17 protein-coding genes and 1 riboswitch are annotated in these 16,509 nt (G+C 70.7%); of the genes, 12 read left to right on the forward strand and 5 right to left on the reverse strand.

All coding sequences use genetic code 11. From position 1 onward, the window contains the following. The first annotated feature begins 62 nt into the window (after positions 1 to 62). Together IZR01_RS08075 and IZR01_RS08080 are read left to right on the forward strand one after the other, a co-directional pair. Positions 63 to 716, forward strand: coding sequence for a response regulator (locus IZR01_RS08075; RefSeq protein WP_194895906.1), 654 nt, complete (start codon positions 63 to 65; stop codon positions 714 to 716). A gap of 67 nt (positions 717 to 783) precedes the next feature. Next, entirely contained in the window at positions 784 to 1,512 is a 729-nt protein-coding gene (locus tag IZR01_RS08080; RefSeq protein ID WP_194923450.1) for a maleylpyruvate isomerase family mycothiol-dependent enzyme, read from the forward strand. 56 nt (positions 1,513 to 1,568) lie between these two features. On the opposite strand, the gene IZR01_RS08085 is transcribed toward IZR01_RS08080, so the two are convergent. Beyond that, positions 1,569 to 2,837 (reverse strand): alpha/beta hydrolase family protein, encoded by a 1,269-nt coding sequence (locus IZR01_RS08085; RefSeq protein ID WP_194923451.1) that lies wholly within the window; start codon positions 2,835 to 2,837, stop codon positions 1,569 to 1,571. A gap of 210 nt (positions 2,838 to 3,047) precedes the next feature. Here IZR01_RS08085 and IZR01_RS08090 point away from each other — a divergent pair, with 210 nt between their 5' ends. The 9 genes from IZR01_RS08090 to IZR01_RS08130 all read left to right on the forward strand — a co-directional run bounded on the left by IZR01_RS08090 (position 3,048) and on the right by IZR01_RS08130 (position 12,149). Then, positions 3,048 to 4,076 (forward strand): 6-phosphofructokinase, encoded by a 1,029-nt coding sequence (locus IZR01_RS08090; RefSeq protein ID WP_194923452.1) that lies wholly within the window; start codon positions 3,048 to 3,050, stop codon positions 4,074 to 4,076. Positions 4,077 to 4,261: 185 nt separating this feature from the next. Further along, positions 4,262 to 4,834 (forward strand): hypothetical protein, encoded by a 573-nt coding sequence (locus tag IZR01_RS08095; protein ID WP_194923453.1) that lies wholly within the window; start codon positions 4,262 to 4,264, stop codon positions 4,832 to 4,834. Positions 4,835 to 4,848: 14 nt separating this feature from the next. Then, a complete protein-coding gene (locus IZR01_RS08100) occupies positions 4,849 to 6,156 on the forward strand; it encodes a sensor histidine kinase (RefSeq protein WP_194923454.1) in 1,308 nt (435 codons plus the stop codon). Continuing rightward, entirely contained in the window at positions 6,153 to 6,827 is a 675-nt protein-coding gene (locus tag IZR01_RS08105) for a response regulator (RefSeq protein ID WP_194895884.1), read from the forward strand. The genes IZR01_RS08100 and IZR01_RS08105 overlap by 4 nt, the downstream gene beginning before the upstream one ends. Positions 6,828 to 6,964: 137 nt before the next feature. Then, on the forward strand, positions 6,965 to 8,329 hold the full coding sequence (locus IZR01_RS08110) for a class II 3-deoxy-7-phosphoheptulonate synthase (protein WP_194923455.1): 1,365 nt from the start codon (positions 6,965 to 6,967) through the stop codon (positions 8,327 to 8,329). 376 nt (positions 8,330 to 8,705) lie between these two features. Beyond that, a complete protein-coding gene (locus IZR01_RS08115; protein ID WP_194923456.1) occupies positions 8,706 to 9,752 on the forward strand; it encodes a threonine aldolase family protein in 1,047 nt (348 codons plus the stop codon). 66 nt (positions 9,753 to 9,818) lie between these two features. Continuing rightward, a complete protein-coding gene (locus IZR01_RS08120; protein WP_194899494.1) occupies positions 9,819 to 10,592 on the forward strand; it encodes a hypothetical protein in 774 nt (257 codons plus the stop codon). Positions 10,593 to 10,745: 153 nt separating this feature from the next. After that, positions 10,746 to 11,498, forward strand: coding sequence for an SAM-dependent methyltransferase (locus IZR01_RS08125; RefSeq protein WP_194923457.1), 753 nt, complete (start codon positions 10,746 to 10,748; stop codon positions 11,496 to 11,498). A gap of 90 nt (positions 11,499 to 11,588) precedes the next feature. Then, complete coding sequence (locus IZR01_RS08130; RefSeq protein WP_194899492.1) at positions 11,589 to 12,149, forward strand: hypothetical protein; 561 nt, start codon at positions 11,589 to 11,591, stop codon at positions 12,147 to 12,149. Between the two features lie 19 nt (positions 12,150 to 12,168). On the opposite strand, the gene IZR01_RS08135 is transcribed toward IZR01_RS08130, so the two are convergent. From IZR01_RS08135 to IZR01_RS08150, 4 genes are all read right to left on the reverse strand, one after another. Beyond that, positions 12,169 to 12,873, reverse strand: coding sequence for a LuxR C-terminal-related transcriptional regulator (locus IZR01_RS08135; RefSeq protein WP_323746947.1), 705 nt, complete (start codon positions 12,871 to 12,873; stop codon positions 12,169 to 12,171). A 223-nt stretch (positions 12,874 to 13,096) separates the two neighbouring features. Further along, complete coding sequence (locus tag IZR01_RS08140; RefSeq protein ID WP_228559040.1) at positions 13,097 to 14,095, reverse strand: sensor histidine kinase; 999 nt, start codon at positions 14,093 to 14,095, stop codon at positions 13,097 to 13,099. A gap of 118 nt (positions 14,096 to 14,213) precedes the next feature. Then, positions 14,214 to 14,693: a bacterioferritin gene (gene bfr, locus IZR01_RS08145; protein ID WP_194923459.1), complete on the reverse strand. Its 480-nt coding sequence runs from the start codon at positions 14,691 to 14,693 to the stop codon at positions 14,214 to 14,216. Between the two features lie 200 nt (positions 14,694 to 14,893). Next, positions 14,894 to 15,172, reverse strand: coding sequence for a (2Fe-2S)-binding protein (locus IZR01_RS08150; protein WP_194899926.1), 279 nt, complete (start codon positions 15,170 to 15,172; stop codon positions 14,894 to 14,896). Between the two features lie 132 nt (positions 15,173 to 15,304). Here IZR01_RS08150 and IZR01_RS08155 point away from each other — a divergent pair, with 132 nt between their 5' ends. Then, entirely contained in the window at positions 15,305 to 15,952 is a 648-nt protein-coding gene (locus IZR01_RS08155) for a sulfite oxidase-like oxidoreductase (protein WP_369125455.1), read from the forward strand. A 376-nt stretch (positions 15,953 to 16,328) separates the two neighbouring features. Next, a riboswitch (cobalamin riboswitch) is annotated at positions 16,329 to 16,455 on the forward strand. Positions 16,456 to 16,509: the final 54 nt, after the last annotated feature.

The raw sequence follows: 16,509 nt of genomic DNA on the forward strand, positions 1-16,509 counted from the left end.
GCAGTGCGCTGAGTGGGCAGCCCTTTGTAGAGTCGGGGACCGTGAACACTCAGGTCAGGGTCATGGTCGCCGACGACCACCCGATGTGGCGGGACGCGGTGGCCCGTGACCTCGCCGAGGCCGGGTACGACGTGGTGGCCACAGCGGGGGACGGCGAGGAGGCGGTGCGTCGCGGCACGGCCGCGCGTCCGCAGGTCGTGGTGCTGGACATGCAGATGCCCAAGCTCTCCGGCGCGGAGGTGACGGCCCGGCTGGTGGCCGCCGATCCCGATGTCAAGGTGTTGGTACTCTCGGCCTCCGGCGAGCAGCAGGACGTCCTGCAGGCGGTGAAGGCCGGCGCGATCGGCTACCTGGTGAAGTCGGCCAGCCGCGAGGAACTGCTGGCCGCCGTGGAACGCATCGCGGTCGGCGACCCGGTGTTCACCCCGGGCCTGGCCGGACTGGTGCTCGGGGAGTTCCGCAAGCTGGCGATGGTGCCGCCCGGCGCCGGCGCCGAGGCCGCGGCCGACACCCCGCGCCTCACCGACCGCGAGACCGAGGTGCTGCGGCTGGTCGCCAAGGGCCTGTCCTACAAGCAGATCGCCGACCGGCTGGTGCTCTCCCACCGCACGGTGCAGAACCACGTCCAGAACACGCTCAACAAGCTCCAGCTGCACAACCGGGTCGAGCTGGTGCGCTACGCCATCGCCCAGGGCCTGGACGAGGACGACGAGTGAAGCCGGTCCCCGCTCGACCGGCGGTGATCGGACGTGCCGACCACGTCCCTGGGGTAGCTTCCGCCCCATGGATGATTTCGACTTCGGTGATTTCGACTTCTTCAGCGTGCTGTGCTCCGAGCTGGACGCCTACGCCGGGCTGCTCGTCGGCCTGACCAAGGACGACCTGGACCGGCAGGTGGCGGCCTGCGCCCCCTGGACCCTCTACGAGCTCACCGACCACCTCGGCAACGGCAACCTGTGGGCGACCACCGCCGTGCAGGAGGGGCACGGCCGCAACGACCAGGAACGCACCGCCCCGCACGACCCGGCGTCCCTGCACACCTGGTTCCTCAGCACGGTCGACCAGATCACCACCGCGCTCGACGCCGACGCCGGGACCGAGGCCTGGACGTTCAGCAGCCTGATGCCGCGCACCGTCGGCTTCTGGCAGCGGCGGCGCGCGCACGAGACGCGGATGCACCGCTGGGACGCGCAGAACGCGCTCGGCACGGCCGAGGCGCTGGACCCGCCGTTCGCCGCCGACGCGGTGACCGAGGTGTTCGAGCTCTTCGCCCCGCGCATGGTCAAGCGCGGTCTGGCCGCCGAGCCGCAGACCGCGCTGAAGCTGAACGCCACCGACGTCGGCCGGTCCTGGACGTACGGACCCGGCGAGCCGGTGTCCGAGGTCGCGGGTGCGGCCTCGGACCTGGCGCTGCTGCTGTGGAACCGGATTGGTCTGGACGCCGCCGGGCTGACGTGGACCGGGGACCGCGCGGCGGGGGAGCGGGTCGTGAAGGCCCCGCTCGTGCCCTGAGACGTGTCCCGCGACGCGCTGCCGCCCGTCGGCGGGCCGCTGCCTTACGCGCTGCCTTACGCGATGAACTGCACGTCCGGGAAGCTCGGCGACGGGCCGTCGAGCAGCGGGCTGGGCCGGTGCCGCAGGTGCAGATCGAAGAACGCGAGCGGGTAGGCCTGCTGGATCCGCACGCCCTCACCGGCGTCCATCGTGCCGATGAAGCTCTGCACCCCGGCCTGGTCCAGCCCGAGCAGCTGCGCCGCCGGCCCGATCAGGCCCTCGGAGTCGCTGAAGGATATGTGTTGGGCGCCGTTGAGCTGGAGGTAACGCCGCCAGCCCTTGAGGTGGGTCCAGAACTCCTGGGCGTCCGGATCCGCCGAGCGGGTGAAGACCGCGCTCATCATCATGAAGGGCTTGGCCAAGTCGGTGGTGATGGTCGGCTGCATCGGCCCGTCGAAGCTCAGGCCGGCCCGGATCCGGTCGTCGGCCAGGGTGGCCAGGGCGGTCGCGGTGCCGCCCTTGGACCAGCCGAACATGCCGATCCGGTCCAGGTCGAGGGCGCCCGACAAGCCGTCGGGCAGCGGGTGCCGGTCGACGTCGGGGTTGCGGCCGGCGGCGATCTCCTCAATGGCGTTAAGGAGGAAGCGGGCGTCGGCGGCGAAGTCGCTGGGGGACATCGGTACCCGGTCGGTGAAGTCGGGGGACAGGACCGGGCCGCCGGGGAACTGCGTGTAGGCGTCGTAGGTGTGGTCCACGGTGGCCACGATGTAGCCGTGGCTGACCAGCTGCTGGACCACGGTGGTGGTGTCGGAGCGGTGGTCGTGCGCGCCGTGCGAGAAGACGATGACCGGCCGGGGCCGTCCGCCGCGGTGCACCGGGGCGCCGACGTGCCCGGCGGTGGCCGGGACCGGCAGGGCGGTCGGCGGGAAGCCGGCGCCGGCCAGCCAGGCCTGGAAGACGCCGGCCGGCATCCAGCGCGCGACCGGGAAGCGGTCGGTGTCCCGGGCCGGGTACCAGATGCTGGCCATCAGCGGGTACGGGCGGCCCGGGTTCAGCGGGTCGGGGCGGGAGGCGTCGACCAGGTGCAGATCCACGGTGCCGACCCGGTGCGGGCCGGTCGGGGGCGAGATCAGGAGCTGCGACGGGGCGCCGGTGGCGGCCTTGGCGGTCGGGCTCGTCGGCGCGCCGGCGGAAGTGCCTGAGCCGGTCGCGGGGGCGGAGCCGGTCGCCGCCGAGGCCCGGGATGCCAGCCCCAGCGGCACCACGGCCCCGGCGGCCAGAGCGGCGCCCAGCAAGGCGCGGCGGCCGGGTTCGTGACGGCTGGTGAACGGTGTGGTCGTCATGTTCGAACGCTGTCATGCGGGGTATCCACCGCACATCGGCTCGTGGGCGTAATCCCCCGGGCTGCCATACCCCCTGCGCGAAGATCACCTGATGTGATCGATGTGTCTCGGCAGGTGATCGTCGGCTTCTGGTTACCGCCTCGTAGCGGTTACGGTGGCGGTGATCGTACGGTGACCCAGATCACATCGTGAACATCAGGGAGTGTGGCCATGCGCATCGGAGTGCTGACCGGCGGCGGGGACTGCCCGGGCTTGAACGCGGTGATCCGCGCGGCGGTCCGCAAGGGCGTGCAGTTCTACGGCTTGGAGTTCGTGGGATTCCGGGACGGCTGGAAAGGGCCGTTGGACCGGATGACCAAGCCGCTGGACGTCGAGGCGGTGCGCGGCATCCTGCCCCGCGGCGGCACCATCCTCGGGTCCTCGCGCACCAACCCGTTGAAGGTCGAGGGCGGCGTCGAGCGGATCAAGGAGAACCTGGCGGCCGAGGAGGTGGACGCGCTGATCGCGATCGGCGGCGAGGACACCCTGGGCGTGGCCACCGTGCTCGGCGACCAGCACGGCGTGCACGTCGTCGGCGTACCGAAGACCATTGACAATGACTTGAACGCCACCGACTACACCTTCGGCTTCGACACCGCCGTCCATGTCGCCACCGAGGCCATCGACCGCCTGCACACCACTGCCGAATCGCACTCCCGGGCGCTGATCGTGGAGGTGATGGGCCGGCACGCGGGCTGGATCGCGCTGCACTCCGGCATGGCCGGCGGCGCGAACGTGATCCTGATCCCGGAGGTCACCTTCGACATCGACGAGGTCTGCGGCTGGATCGAGTCCCGCTTCGCCCGCGGCTACGCCCCGATCGTCGTGGTCGCCGAGGGCGCGCACCCCAAGGACGGCCAGATGCAGATCCAGACCGGGGAACTGGACGCCTTCGGCCACGTCCGGCTCGGCGGCATCGGCGAGCGGCTGGCCGCCGAGATCGAGCACCGCACCAAGAAGGAGGCCCGCACCACGGTCCTGGGCCACACCCAGCGCGGCGGCACCCCCTCGCCCTTCGACCGCTGGCTCGCCACCCGCTTCGGCCTGCACGCCGTCGACGCGGTGCACGACGGCGACTGGGGGAAGATGGTCGCGCTGCGCGGGACGGACATCATCCGGGTGCCGCTGGCCGATGCCACTAAGACGCTGAAGACGGTGCCGATGTCGCTCTACGAGGAGGCTAAGGTCTTCTTCGGGTAGATCAGAGCTCTGACTAGCTGAATCGCGGCGGGCGTCCTGGCTTCCGGGGCGCCCGCTGCTTTCGCGTGAAGGTTGTGTCCCGGTGATGAAACGTGTCCCCGTGAAGGCTGTGTCCCGGTGAAGAACGTGTGATCGAGCGGCGCTCGCTCAAAGGCGCCGCCCGTGCCCGTCCTACTCTCGCGCTCGTGGACACTGACCAACGCCTGCGCCGGATCCGCCTGTGGCTCGCGCTCTTCGGCACCGGCCTGGTCCTCAGCGGCGTCACCGCCTTCCCGCTGGAGACCGAGACCCGCTGGCTCAGCGCCTGGCTGCACCATCTCCCGGCGCCGGCCGGGCTCACCGCCTGGATCGACCGCGTCCACGAGGCACTGAAGCAGACCAACGCCGAGTACCCGTTCATCGCCTATGGCACCGACTGGCTCGCCTTCGGCCACCTGACCATCGCCGTGGCCTTCTACGGCCCCTGGCGCGATCCGGTCCGCAACAAGTGGGTGATCCAGTTCGGCATGATCGCCTGCGCCGGGATCGTCCCGCTGGCGCTCATCTGCGGCCCGATCCGCGGCATCCCGTTCTGGTGGTCGGTGATCGACATGTCGTTCGGGGTGTTCGGGGTGCTGCCGCTGATCCCGGTGTGGCGGCACATCAAGGTCTTGGAAGCCTTGGCGGCAACAGGGCCGGGACCGGCGCATACTCCACCCGGAGTATCCGCCGCCGCCCCACAGCCTCCGCTGGACGGATACCCGCGGCCCGCGATCTGATCTAGCGTTCAAGCATGACCGAACAGCCGCAGCCGACCTCGCGACCCTGGCTGGCCTGGCTGTGGATCGAACGCTCGACTGTCGTGCTGCCGCTGATCCTGCTGGTGTTCGACGTCGTCGGGACCTGGGGCGCCTACGGTCACTGGCACAACACCGGCCACCAGCAAGTCGAGTACGGGGTCCGGCCGCTGGACTGGTTCGGCTGGGTCCTGGTCGTCGCCGGCCCCGTCGCGTTGCACCACCGGCGGCGGGCCCCGCGGATCGCGATGGCGGTCTGCCTCGGCGCGACCCTGCTCTACCTCCTCATGGGCTACGCCTACGGTCCGATCTTCCTGAACGCCCTGCTCGCGGTGATCGTCATCGGCGGCACCGGCTACCGCCGCGAGGTGTGGGCCGGCTCGTTGGCGTTCGCGATCGGGATGATCTTCGTGCCGACGCACAGTGCGAAGGGCCAGCTGCGCAGCAGCCCCAGCGAGATCCTGTTCACCGCCGGCTGGCTGCTGGCGCTGCTGATGCTGGCCGAGCTGTTCCGCCTGCTGCGCCAGCGCGGGCTGGAGGTGCAAAGGGCCCGCGACCAGGAGGTCAAGGCGCACGAGGAGGAGTCGCGGCGGCAGGCCAGCGAGGAGCGGCTGCAGATCGCCCGCGAACTGCACGACGTGCTGGCGCACTCGATCTCGCTGATAGCGGTGCAGGCCAACGTCGCGCTGGAGGTCATGGACCGCCGCCCCGAGCAGGCCCGGATCGCGCTGTCCGCGATCAAGGACGCCAGCCGGTCCGCGCTCGGCGAGGTCCGCTCGGTGCTGACCGTGCTGCGCGGCGACGGCGCGGCCCCCCGCGACCCGGCCCCCGACCTGGGGCGATTGGAACACCTGGTGGAGCTGGCCGAGGCGGCCGGGCTGAAGGTGGCGCTGAGCGTGGTGGGGGACCTGGAGAAGGTGCCGCTGGCGGTGAGCCAGGCCGGGTACCGGATCGTGCAGGAGTCGTTGACGAACGTGGTGCGGCACGCTGAAGCCGGGCGCGCGGCGATCCTGGTGGAGTGCTCCGACGGACTGCACCTGCGGATCACCGACGACGGCCGCGGGTGCCCGCTGGGGGAGGCCGTGACCGGCGGGAACGGGCTGCCGGGGATGCGGGAGCGGGCGACCGCGTTCGGTGGGACGCTTACTGCCGGACCGCAGCCGGGCGGTGGGTTCCGCGTCGATGCCCACATCCCGTTTCCGGCGCCGTCCGCATCGTCCACGCCCGCCGCCAACGACGCCAACGACGCCAACGACGCCAACGACGCCAACGACACCGATCACACCGATGGGGAACAGCCATGATCAGGGTCCTGCTCGCCGACGACCAGGCGCTGGTGCGCGCCGGCTTCCGGGCGCTGCTGGAGGTACAGGACGGGATCGAGGTGGCCGGGGAGGCCACCAACGGTGCCGAGGCCTACCGGCTGGCCGGGGAGGTGGCCCCGGACGTGATCCTGATGGACATCCGGATGCCCGGCACCGACGGCCTGGAGGCCACCCGGATGATCACCGCGGACGAGCGCCTGTCCGGCGTCCGCATCCTGATCCTGACCACCTTCGAGCTCGACGAGTACGTCTTCGAGGCGATCCGGGCCGGCGCCAGCGGCTTCCTGCTGAAGGACACCGAACCCGCGGACCTGCTCCGCGGCCTGCGCGCGGTCGCTGACGGCGAGGCCCTGCTGGCCCCCAGCGTGACCCGCCGCCTGATCGAGGAGTTCGCGGTCCGCAGCAAGCGCACCGGCCCCAACCCGGCGGCCGAGCAGATCAAGGCCCTGACCGAGCGGGAGCGGGAGGTGCTGGCGCTGGTCGCGGCCGGGCTGAGCAACGAGGAGATCGCCGACCGGCTGGTGCTGAGCCCGCTGACGGCCAAGACGCACGTCAGCCGGAGCATGGTGAAGCTCGGGGCCCGGGACCGGGCCCAGTTGGTGGTGCTGGCCTACGAGTCGGGGCTGGCCCGCCCTGGGTGGTTGGACTAGCGACTTCCCATCTGTCTCGCCTACCCCACCAGCACCCTCATCCCCGGCACCGCCACGGTATCCGCAGCTCGGACGCCCGGGTCCCAAGCACTGGACGCGTCCACGGAACCCCTCGAAGCTTCGCGTACCCTGGCTCAATGAGCGAAGTTGTCAGGAATCCGGCCGGTGCCGGGTCCGTCGAAGACACGTGGTCCGCGCTTCCCGCGGGCCAGCAGCCGGAGTGGCCGGACGCCGCCGAGCTGGCCGCCGCCGTCTCCGAGCTCCGCTCCTATCCGCCGCTGGTCTTCGCCGGCGAGGCCGATCTGCTCAAGGCCCGCATCGCCGAGGTCGCCCGGGGTGAGGCGTTCCTGCTCACCGGCGGCGACTGCGCCGAGACCTTCGCCGGGGTCACCGCCGACGCGATCCGCGCCAAGCTCAAGACGCTGCTCCAGATGGCCGTCGTCCTCACCTACGCGGCCTCGCTGCCGGTGGTGAAGGTCGGGCGGATCGCCGGCCAGTACTCCAAGCCGCGCTCCAAGGGAACCGAGACCCGCGACGGCATCACCCTGCCGGCCTACCGGGGCGACTCGATCAACGGCTTCGACTTCACCCCCGAGGCCCGCACCCCCGACCCCAAGCGCCTGCTGCGGATGTACCAGGCCAGCGCCTCCACGCTGAACCTGGTCCGGGCGTTCACCACCGGCGGCTACGCCGACATGCGGCAGGTCCACGCCTGGAACCAGGACTTCGTGGCCGGATCGCCCTCCGGCGAGCGCTACGAGGTGCTGGCCGGGGAGATCGACCGCGCGTTGCAGTTCATGCGCGCGTGCGGGACCGACCCCGAGGAACTGCGCACCGTCGAGTTCTACGCCGCGCACGAGGGCCTGGTGCTCCCCTACGAGTCGGCGCTGACCCGCATCGACTCGCGCACCGGCAACCCCTACGCGACCAGCGGCCACTACATCTGGATCGGCGAGCGCACCCGCGACCTGTCCGGCGCGCACGTCGAGTACTTCAGCCGGATCAGCAACCCGATCGGCATCAAGCTGGGCCCGACGACCAGCCCGGACGACGCGCTGGCCTACCTGGACCGGCTGGACCCGGACCGCGAGCCCGGCCGGCTGTCGTTCATCGTTCGCATGGGCGCGGGCCAAGTGCGGGAGAAGCTGCCGGCGCTGGTGGAGAAGGTGCGCGGCGAGGGCCACCAGGTGGCCTGGATCTGCGACCCGATGCACGGCAACACCTTCGAGGCGCCCTCGGGCCACAAGACCCGGCGCTTCGACGACGTGCTGGACGAGGTCAAGGGTTTCTTCGAGGTGCACCACGCGCTCGGCTCGCACCCCGGCGGCATCCACGTCGAACTCACCGGCGAGGACGTCACCGAGTGCGTCGGCGGCGGCGAGGAGATCCACTTCGAGGCCCTGCACCAGCGCTACGAGACGCTGTGCGACCCCCGGCTGAACCGCAGCCAGTCGCTGGACCTGGCGTTCCTCGTCGCGGAGATGCTGCGCGCGGGGCACTGAGACCGACCCTTCATCGCTCCCGTCCCGGTCTGTCCGGGCCGGGAGTGCGGCAGGGCGCGGGTAAGAGCGACCGAGGATTGGTGGCCGGTCTGGCGAGGCGGCGCAGCCGCCGCAGCGCACGGAAAACTCGGCGGGGCTCGTGTCTTTGGCGGCTTCGCCGCTGGTGGCTGGGCGTGCCGGACGCATGCCCTCGACCCGGCCCGCGCCTGCGCGCAAATCGGCACGAGCGTCGTGGGCATGCGGCTTGCAAGCGCAGCGCGGCAAGGGACCGGTGCGGCCAGGCTCGGAGCTCCGACGCTGGTTTTCCAATGTCGCTCAGCCCGCCCGGCCACCAATCCTCGGTCGCTCTAAACATTGCGCGATACGTTTCGGGGTTATGGCCAACCTTGACTTCGAGTACCCGATCGACCTGCGCAGCGACACCGTCACCAAGCCCTCCCAGCCGATGCGGGAGGCGATCGCGGCCGCGGAGGTCGGGGACGACCAGTACGGCGAGGACCCGACCGTCCGGCGGCTGGAGGAGGACGTCGCGGCCCGGTTCGGGTTCCAGGACGCCGTCTTCGTCCCGACCGGGATCATGGCCAACCACATCGGGATCCGGCTACAGGTCGGCCCGGGCGAGGAACTGATCTGCGACGCCGACGCGCACATCGTCGCCCACGAGAACGGCGGTCTGGCCGCGCACGCCGGGATCCAGACCCGCACCCTGCCCTCCGTGCGCGGGCTCCTGGACCCGGCCGGCCTCGCCGCGCTGATCCGCGTCGGCGACCGATACACGGTTGGTACCCGCGCGCTGGAGGTGGAGAACACCCACAACCGCGGCGGCGGCGCCGTATATCCCATCGAGACGCTGCGGGAAATCAGGGCACTGGCTGACTCCTTCGGTCTCGGACTACACCTGGACGGCGCGCGCATCTGGAACGCGTACGCGGCCACCGGCGTCCCGTTGCGGGAGTACGGCGCGATCGCGCACACGATGGCGGTCTGCATGTCCAAGGGCCTCGGCGCCCCGGCCGGGTCGCTGGTGTTGCTCCCGCCCGGCCGCTCCGAGGAGGCGCGCTCGCTGCGCCGCCGGCTCGGCGGATCGATGCGGCAGGCCGGAATCCTGGCCGCCGGCGCCCAATACGCGCTCGACCACAACCTGGAGCGCCTGTCGCAGGACCATGAGAACGCCGCGCGGATCGCGGCGGCGCTGCGGTCGGCCGGGGCCTCGGTGCGCGACCCGGAGACCAACATCGTGCTCCTCGACGCCGACGACGCCCCGGCGGTGGCAAAGGAATGTTTCGCCAAGGGCGTGCGGATCTCCGCGTTCGGTCCGAAACTGCTGCGGATCGTGACGCACTTGGACGTGTCGGCTCAGGACTGTGACACCGCCGCCGACGTGGTTTCCTCCGTCTTGATGCAATCCCCTGAGAGGGGCTAGGGTCGGCCCCGATTAAGCGGTTGTCGCTAGCGAGTCAGCATGGTGGGGAGAAGCCCGATGGGCTGGATGAGCAAGCTGTTCAGTTCCGACGAGGAAGTCGGCCCGGAGGAAGCGCATCGCCGCGCTCAGGAGGCTGAGGGGGGAACGAAGGCGCCCGCCAAGAAGGCCCCTGCGAAGAAGGCGGCCGCCGGCGAGCACGAGGCCGCCAAGGCGGCGCCCGCGGCCAAGAAGACCGCCGCCGCTGCCGTGCCCGCTCCCCGCGCCGCCACGCACGCGCACGAGCCGGTCCAGAGCGGTTCCCCGACCCACCCGACGGTGTCCAAGGGCACGGGCAAGACCCTTGAGCACGACCAGATGCTCACCGTCCACATCCTGACTCACGTCCCCGAGCACTCCCCGCGCGAGGACGACCCGCACTACCACCTCTTCGAGCAGGCCAAGGCGCGGCTGAAGCGCCAGGGCATGTGGAAGTGCATCATCGACGACGACCTGTGCGACGGCGACCCGGAACTGCACCACACGCACGTGGAGTTCTCGCAGATCAACCAGGTCGACGAGAAGAAGATCATGCAGGCCCTGGGGCTGCACTTCGAGACCGACGAGGACTTCCAGAAGTGGGCGGAGTCCCCGGGTAACCTCGAGGTGCTGTGCGCGAACCACCACCGCGCGCACTACGGCATACACGTCATCCCCGGCCCGCTGTGGGAGGCGCTGCGCTTCCACAAGACCGGCACCGGCCCGGCCGCCGAGTTCGTGCCGGCCAGCCAGGTCGAGGCGGACGGCGCCGGCAACGGCGACGACGAGAAGAAGCCGGCGGCTGCTAAGAAGGCCGCCAAGTAGCTCGGCTCTGCGCGCTGTGCTGCCCGGCTTCGGGCGGCACAGCGTTTTTCTTTTGCCCGTACGGCGGTTCTGTTCTGCGTACGGCGGCTTTGCTCTGCGTACGGTGAAAACTGATCGCTTCGCGGTAGTGATCTCTGCTACCCCTTGATGCTTATGACCGCACCCACACCGCCCAAGCTCGGCACCGCTTCCAACCTCGTCTTCCACGGTCCGCTGTCCGCCGAACGCGCCGACCGGCTGGTCGCGGACCTGACGGCCCGCAAGCCGGCCACGATCGTCGACTACGGCTCCGGATGGGGCGAATTCCTGTTGCGGCTGCTGGCATCCGCGCCCGGGGCCCACGGCACCGGCATCGACATCCACGGCGCCGACATCGTGCGCGGCCGGGCGCTGGCGGCCGAGCGCGGGCTGGCCGAGCGGGCCACGTTCGTCGAGGGCTCCGCCGCCGACCACACCGAGCCGGCGGACCTCGTCGTCAGCAGCGGCGCGTACCAGGCCTTCGGGACCATCCCGGCGGCGCTGGAGGCGTTGCGGGCCCGGGTGCGTCCCAGCGGACGGCTGTTGTTCGCCGCCGAGTTCTGGGAGCGCACGCCGACCGATGCGGAGCTGGCCGCGATGTGGCCGGGGACGACGATCGAGGAGTGCGTGTACCTCGCGGATCTCGTGGCGGCGGCGGTGGACGCGGGCTTGCGTCCGCTGCGCGTCGAGACCGCGACGCGGGGGGAGTGGGAGGAGTTCGAGTCCGGATACGCCGCCGACGTCGAGGAGTGGCTCCTCGACAATCCCGGGCATCCCGAGGCCGCCGAGCTCCGCAAGAAACTCGACGACCATCTGTCGATCTGGCTGCGGGGCACGCACGGCGTGATCGGCTTCGCCTACCTGACGCTCGGTGTTCCGGCCGCCTGAGGACCGGCTCGGGTCATCAGGGTTCGATCAGGGCAAGACCAGGGTCCGTCCCCGATCCGCGGGCGCCGCGCCGCCGACACATTGGTGGGCATGACAAAGAAGCTGTTCGCCAGCACCACCGCGGCCGTGACTCTGGCCGGCCTGACCATCCTCGGCTGCTCGGCCGCCAGCGCCTCGGCGAAGCCCGCCTCGGCACCGGCCAGCGCCGCCCACCTCACCGCCTACAGCCCCGACGACGGCCCCACCCAGCAGGTGATCGTCACCGGCGCGGTCGCCGACTACGGCCAGGCCGTCAGCGTCAACCCGGACGGCACGGTCAACCCCGAGCACAACAGCCAGCTGGAGCTGAAGCTGACGCACGGCACGTTCCGCCTCGACATCGCCTCGATCGACAAGGCCTTCGTCGCCGCGATGGCCAGCCGGTTCCCGACCGACCCGGCGACCTGCTCCGGCAACTTCGCGGTGACGCAACAGGTCCCGGTCGTGACGGGCTCCGGGACCGGCTCGTATAAGGGCGCTGACGGCTCGTTCACGCTGACGATCGCCCTCGACGAGGTCGACAAGCCGACGCCGGGGCAGCCGTGCAACGGGACGCAGGCCTTCCTCAGCCAGGCGATCGTCATCACCGGGCCCGGCACGCTGAAGTTCTAGTCTCGGCTTTGTTCTCGGGTCAGGCCAATCGCCGGTCGCTCGCCCAACGGGAGAGCTCCCGGCGGTTGGACAGTTGCAGTTTGCGCAGCACCGAGGACACATGGGTCTCGACGGTCTTGATCGAGATGACCAACTCGCGGGCGACTTCCTTGTAGGCGTAGCCGCGCGCGATGAACCGCAGCACTTCCCGCTCGCGCGGGGTCAGGCGGTCCAACTCCTCGTCGCGGGTCGCGGCACCGCCACCGGAGAACGCGTCGAGCACGAAGCCGGCGAGGCGGGGCGAGAAGAACGCGTCGCCCTCGGCCACCCGCCGCACCGCATCGGCCAACTCCGCGCCGCTGATGGACTTGGTGACGTAGCCGCGCGCGCCGGCCCGGATGACGGCGATGACGTCCTCGGCGGCGTCCGAGACGGACAGCGCGAGGAAGCGCGCCTCCGGCACGACCGGCAGCGACCGCTCCAGCACCGCCACACCGCCGCCTCCGGGCAGATGCACGTCGAGCAGCACCACCTGTGGCCGGGCCGCCGCGATGACGGCTACGGCCCGCTCAGTGTCATCCGCCTCGCCGACGATGTCGATCGAAAGACCGGCGGCCTCGGCGGCGTGCCGGAGCTCGGTACGGACTCCGGCGCGGAACATCTGGTGGTCGTCGACGAGGACGATGGTGATGGGGCCCGGCGCCGCGTTATCGGCCGCGGCTGAGTCGGCTGGCGCCGAACCAATCCCAGCAAGTTCGGCTGCGGCTGATTCGGCCGGCGCCGAACTTGCTGGGATTGCAGGACTCGCCGGGCTTGAGTCTGGAGCGCTTGTGTCGGTCGCGCCTGAGCTGCCTGATCCGGCGCTTGCCGGACTTGAGCCTGCTGGGCTCGTGCCGGCCGCGCCCGAGCTTGTTGCGCCTGAGCTCGCCGCGCCCGAGCCAGCTGCCCCTGGCGTGTTCTGTGCGGAATCAGCCACCGGGCATCTCCAACCGGACCTCGGTCCCGGCCCCCGGCGCCGTCCGCACCTCGGCCCGGCCACCATGGCGCGCCATCCGCCCGACAATCGACTCCCGAATCCCCATCCGATCCGCCCCCACCAAGTCGAGCTCGAAGCCCGGCCCCCGATCCCGCACGAACACCTCGACCCGGCGTGTCCCCGCCTCGACCTCCGCGAACACCGAGATCGGCCCGTCCCCGGCATACTTCGCGGCGTTGACCAGGGCCTCCCGCGCCGCCGCCACACATGCCGCCAACCCGGCGTCGAGCTCCGCGTCACCGACCGCGACGACCTCGATCCGCACCCGATGCCGGTCCTCGACCTCCGCCGCGATCGCCTGAATCGCCGCGACCAGGCTTGTCGGCTGCGCATCGACCACGCGCCCCCGCCGGTCGTACAGCCAAGCCCGCAGCTCGCGCTCCTGTGCCCGCGCCAATCCCCGCGCCTCGGCCGGATCGGCACGCTGGATGAGCGCGAGCGTGTGCAGAACCGAATCATGCATATGCGCCGCGACTTCGGCGAACTGCTGCGCCCGCACCCGCTCGGCACGCTCGGCCGCCAACTCGCGGATCACCCGCAGCAGATACGGCATCGCGATCAGCACCGCCCCGGCGAACAGGGCCAGCGCCGCGACCACCGCGCTGGTCTCCTCGGCCAGCGCCGCGCCGTTGTTCAGCAGCCGTACCAGCGCGCCCGCGACGGCCAGGACGCCGATCAGCGTGCGCAGGTCCGGGCCGTGGCGCGGCGGCGCGTCCAGTGTGCCCAGCCACGGCGCGCGGCGCTCGGCGGCCAGCTCGCGCAGCAGCAGCGCCAGTCCGCCGAGCACGGCCGCCAGCGGTATCAGGACCCGTACCTGGTCGTCCAGGCTGGGGCCGTCCAGGGCCAGCACGACCACGACGCCGGCGGCCACCAGCAGCGGGCCGGAGTCGCGGCGCGGCACGCCGGCCGGCGGGGAAGGCGGTCGGACCATGGCAGCCATGGTCACACGCCGCTCGCCGGCCGCGCATCAGGGTCGACCCCGAGACCGTCTCAGGGTTTGTCCCTCAGCTCGCGGGGCTCCGCTGTATGCAGATCTATGCAGAAGTCCTTCAGGACTCCGGCTGCTCCACCAGCTGCGCCACGTAGAGCGGCTCCCCCATCTGCCCGATCAGGTCCAGCTGCGTCTCGAGGTAGTCGATGTGGTGTTCCTCGTCGGCCAGGATCTCCTCGAACAGGTTCGCCGACGTGACGTCCCCCCGCTCGCGCATCAGCTTGATCCCGTTCCGCAGCCGCTCCACCGCCGCGACCTCGATCTTCATGTCGGCGTTGAACATCTCGGTGACGCTCTGGCCGATCTCCAGCGGGAACAGCTTCTGGAAGTTGGGCAGCCCCTCCAGGAAGATGATGCGCTCGGCCAGCTTGTCCGCGTGCTTCATCTCGTCGATGGACTCGCTGCGGGTGTACTCGGCGAGTTTCTTCCAGCCGCGGTTGTCCTGCAGCTTGTAGTGCAGCCAGTACTGGTTGATGGCCGTGAGCTCGGCGGTCAGCTGCTCGTTCAGGAACGCGATGATGTCCTTGTCACCCTGCATGGCGTTCGATATTGCCAGAGCGGCGACCCGGGGAGGTAACGGCGTGAGCGCGGATTGCGCCGAACGGGGAGTGCGCGCCGGGGCGCGCCACACTGGCCGGACAGGACAGCTAGCTCAGACAGCTAGCCCCGGCACCAGCCCAAACAGCCAGCACCAACAGCTGGCACCAGACAACCAGCCCAAACAGCTAGCTCAGACAGCTAGCCCAGCGCGGGGACCGCGGCCGGGCAGTGCGGCGCGTGCTGCACGAGCGTCCCCGCCGCCGGAACCGGCAGCCGCTCGGCCTCCGGCATCGCTTCCGGCGGTGCGGAGTCGGCGACCCGGGCCGCGGCCAGCAGGCAGCTCAGCCGCTTCACGCAGGTCCCGCACCCGGCGCCGGCGCCGGTCGCCTTGCGCACTTGCTTGACCGACTTCGCGCCCAGCGCGACGGCGACATCCACCTCGGCGGTGGTGACCGCGTGGCATATGCAGGCGTACAAGCGGGGCTCCGGGAGTCAACGGGTTCGCTGCGGGCAATTCATGCAGGACTTAGGGGAGCCTAAGCTACCCAACCGGCGGCTGCCAAGTCCCCGGCGAACGTGCCGTGCGCCACATCTGGGACCATGGTCCCCATGGGGCAGCCGGGATCAGGGGTGGACACAGAAGGTGAGACAGCTTTGTCGGACGGCCGGCTCCCCCCTGGCCAACGCATGCAGCGCGGCGAGTGGCCGGTGCTGCACTACGGCCCGGTGCCCCGTTTCAAGCCCGCGACCTGGGACTTCCGGGTCACCGGCGCGACCGCCGACGGTCAGGAGGCGATCTGGTTCCACGACGAGTTCAGCGCGCTGCCCACCGTCGAGGTGACCGCCGACTTCCACTGCGTCACCAAGTTCACGATGCTGGACGCCCCCTGGCGCGGCGTCGCCGGCCGCACCGTCCTCGAACTCGCGCCCCCGGCCCCGGACGCGACCCACGTCACGGTCTGGGCGGAGTACGGCTACAGCTCGAACCTGCGCCTTGAGGACCTGCTGCACGACGACACTCTGTTCGCCACCCACCACGACGATGTCCCGCTCACCCCCGAGCACGGCTTCCCGCTGCGGCTGATCGTGCCGCACCTGTACGCGTGGAAGGGCCCCAAGTGGGTGCGCGGGATCGAGTATCTGACGGTGGACCGGCGCGGGTTCTGGGAGGAGCGCGGCTACCACAACGTCGGGGATCCGTGGAGGGAACAGCGGTACTCGTATCAGGAGGACCCAGGGGACGGGCCTCCGCTGTAGTGCGGTAGTCAGGCTTGTAGCGCCGCAGTCGGGTGTAGTGCCGCAGTCAGGTGTAGTGCCGTAGTCCGGTGCAGTGCTGTAGTCACGACGTCTTGATCCGGTGCAGGACAGCGCGCCACAAGGTGCCGGGACGCCCGAGCGTTCGCGTTCGCGACTCCGAGGCGGCTGTGTCGCGTTGCTCACCCCGCACCACAGTCCGCGCTGTCGCGAACGCGCCGCCGTCCAACTCGTATTCGCCCAGGACACGTGGTCCGCGCTGACGATCGCTCATTGTTCCATTGACGGATACATCGGGACATCCTGCCACCGGGCGCCAGACTCGCGCGGTTTGACGCCCGGTGATCGCTGCGGGATGCTGCACGCGGGACGGCCGCCAGGAATCCGGTGCGAATCCGGAACGGTCCCGCCACTGTGATCAGGGAGTGCCTCCCGCTTGAGATGCCACTGGGACGTCAGTGTTCTGGGAAGGCCGGGCAGGCGCGCGGATCTGAGAGTCAGGAGACTACGGCCGGCCCCGGCACGCCGCCCCCGCGGCGTGTACGCATGAGTGAGACCTG

Origin of the sequence: Catenulispora pinisilvae (genome assembly GCF_015356865.1) — a bacterium.
In the GTDB taxonomy this organism is placed as follows: domain Bacteria; phylum Actinomycetota; class Actinomycetes; order Streptomycetales; family Catenulisporaceae; genus Catenulispora; species Catenulispora pinisilvae.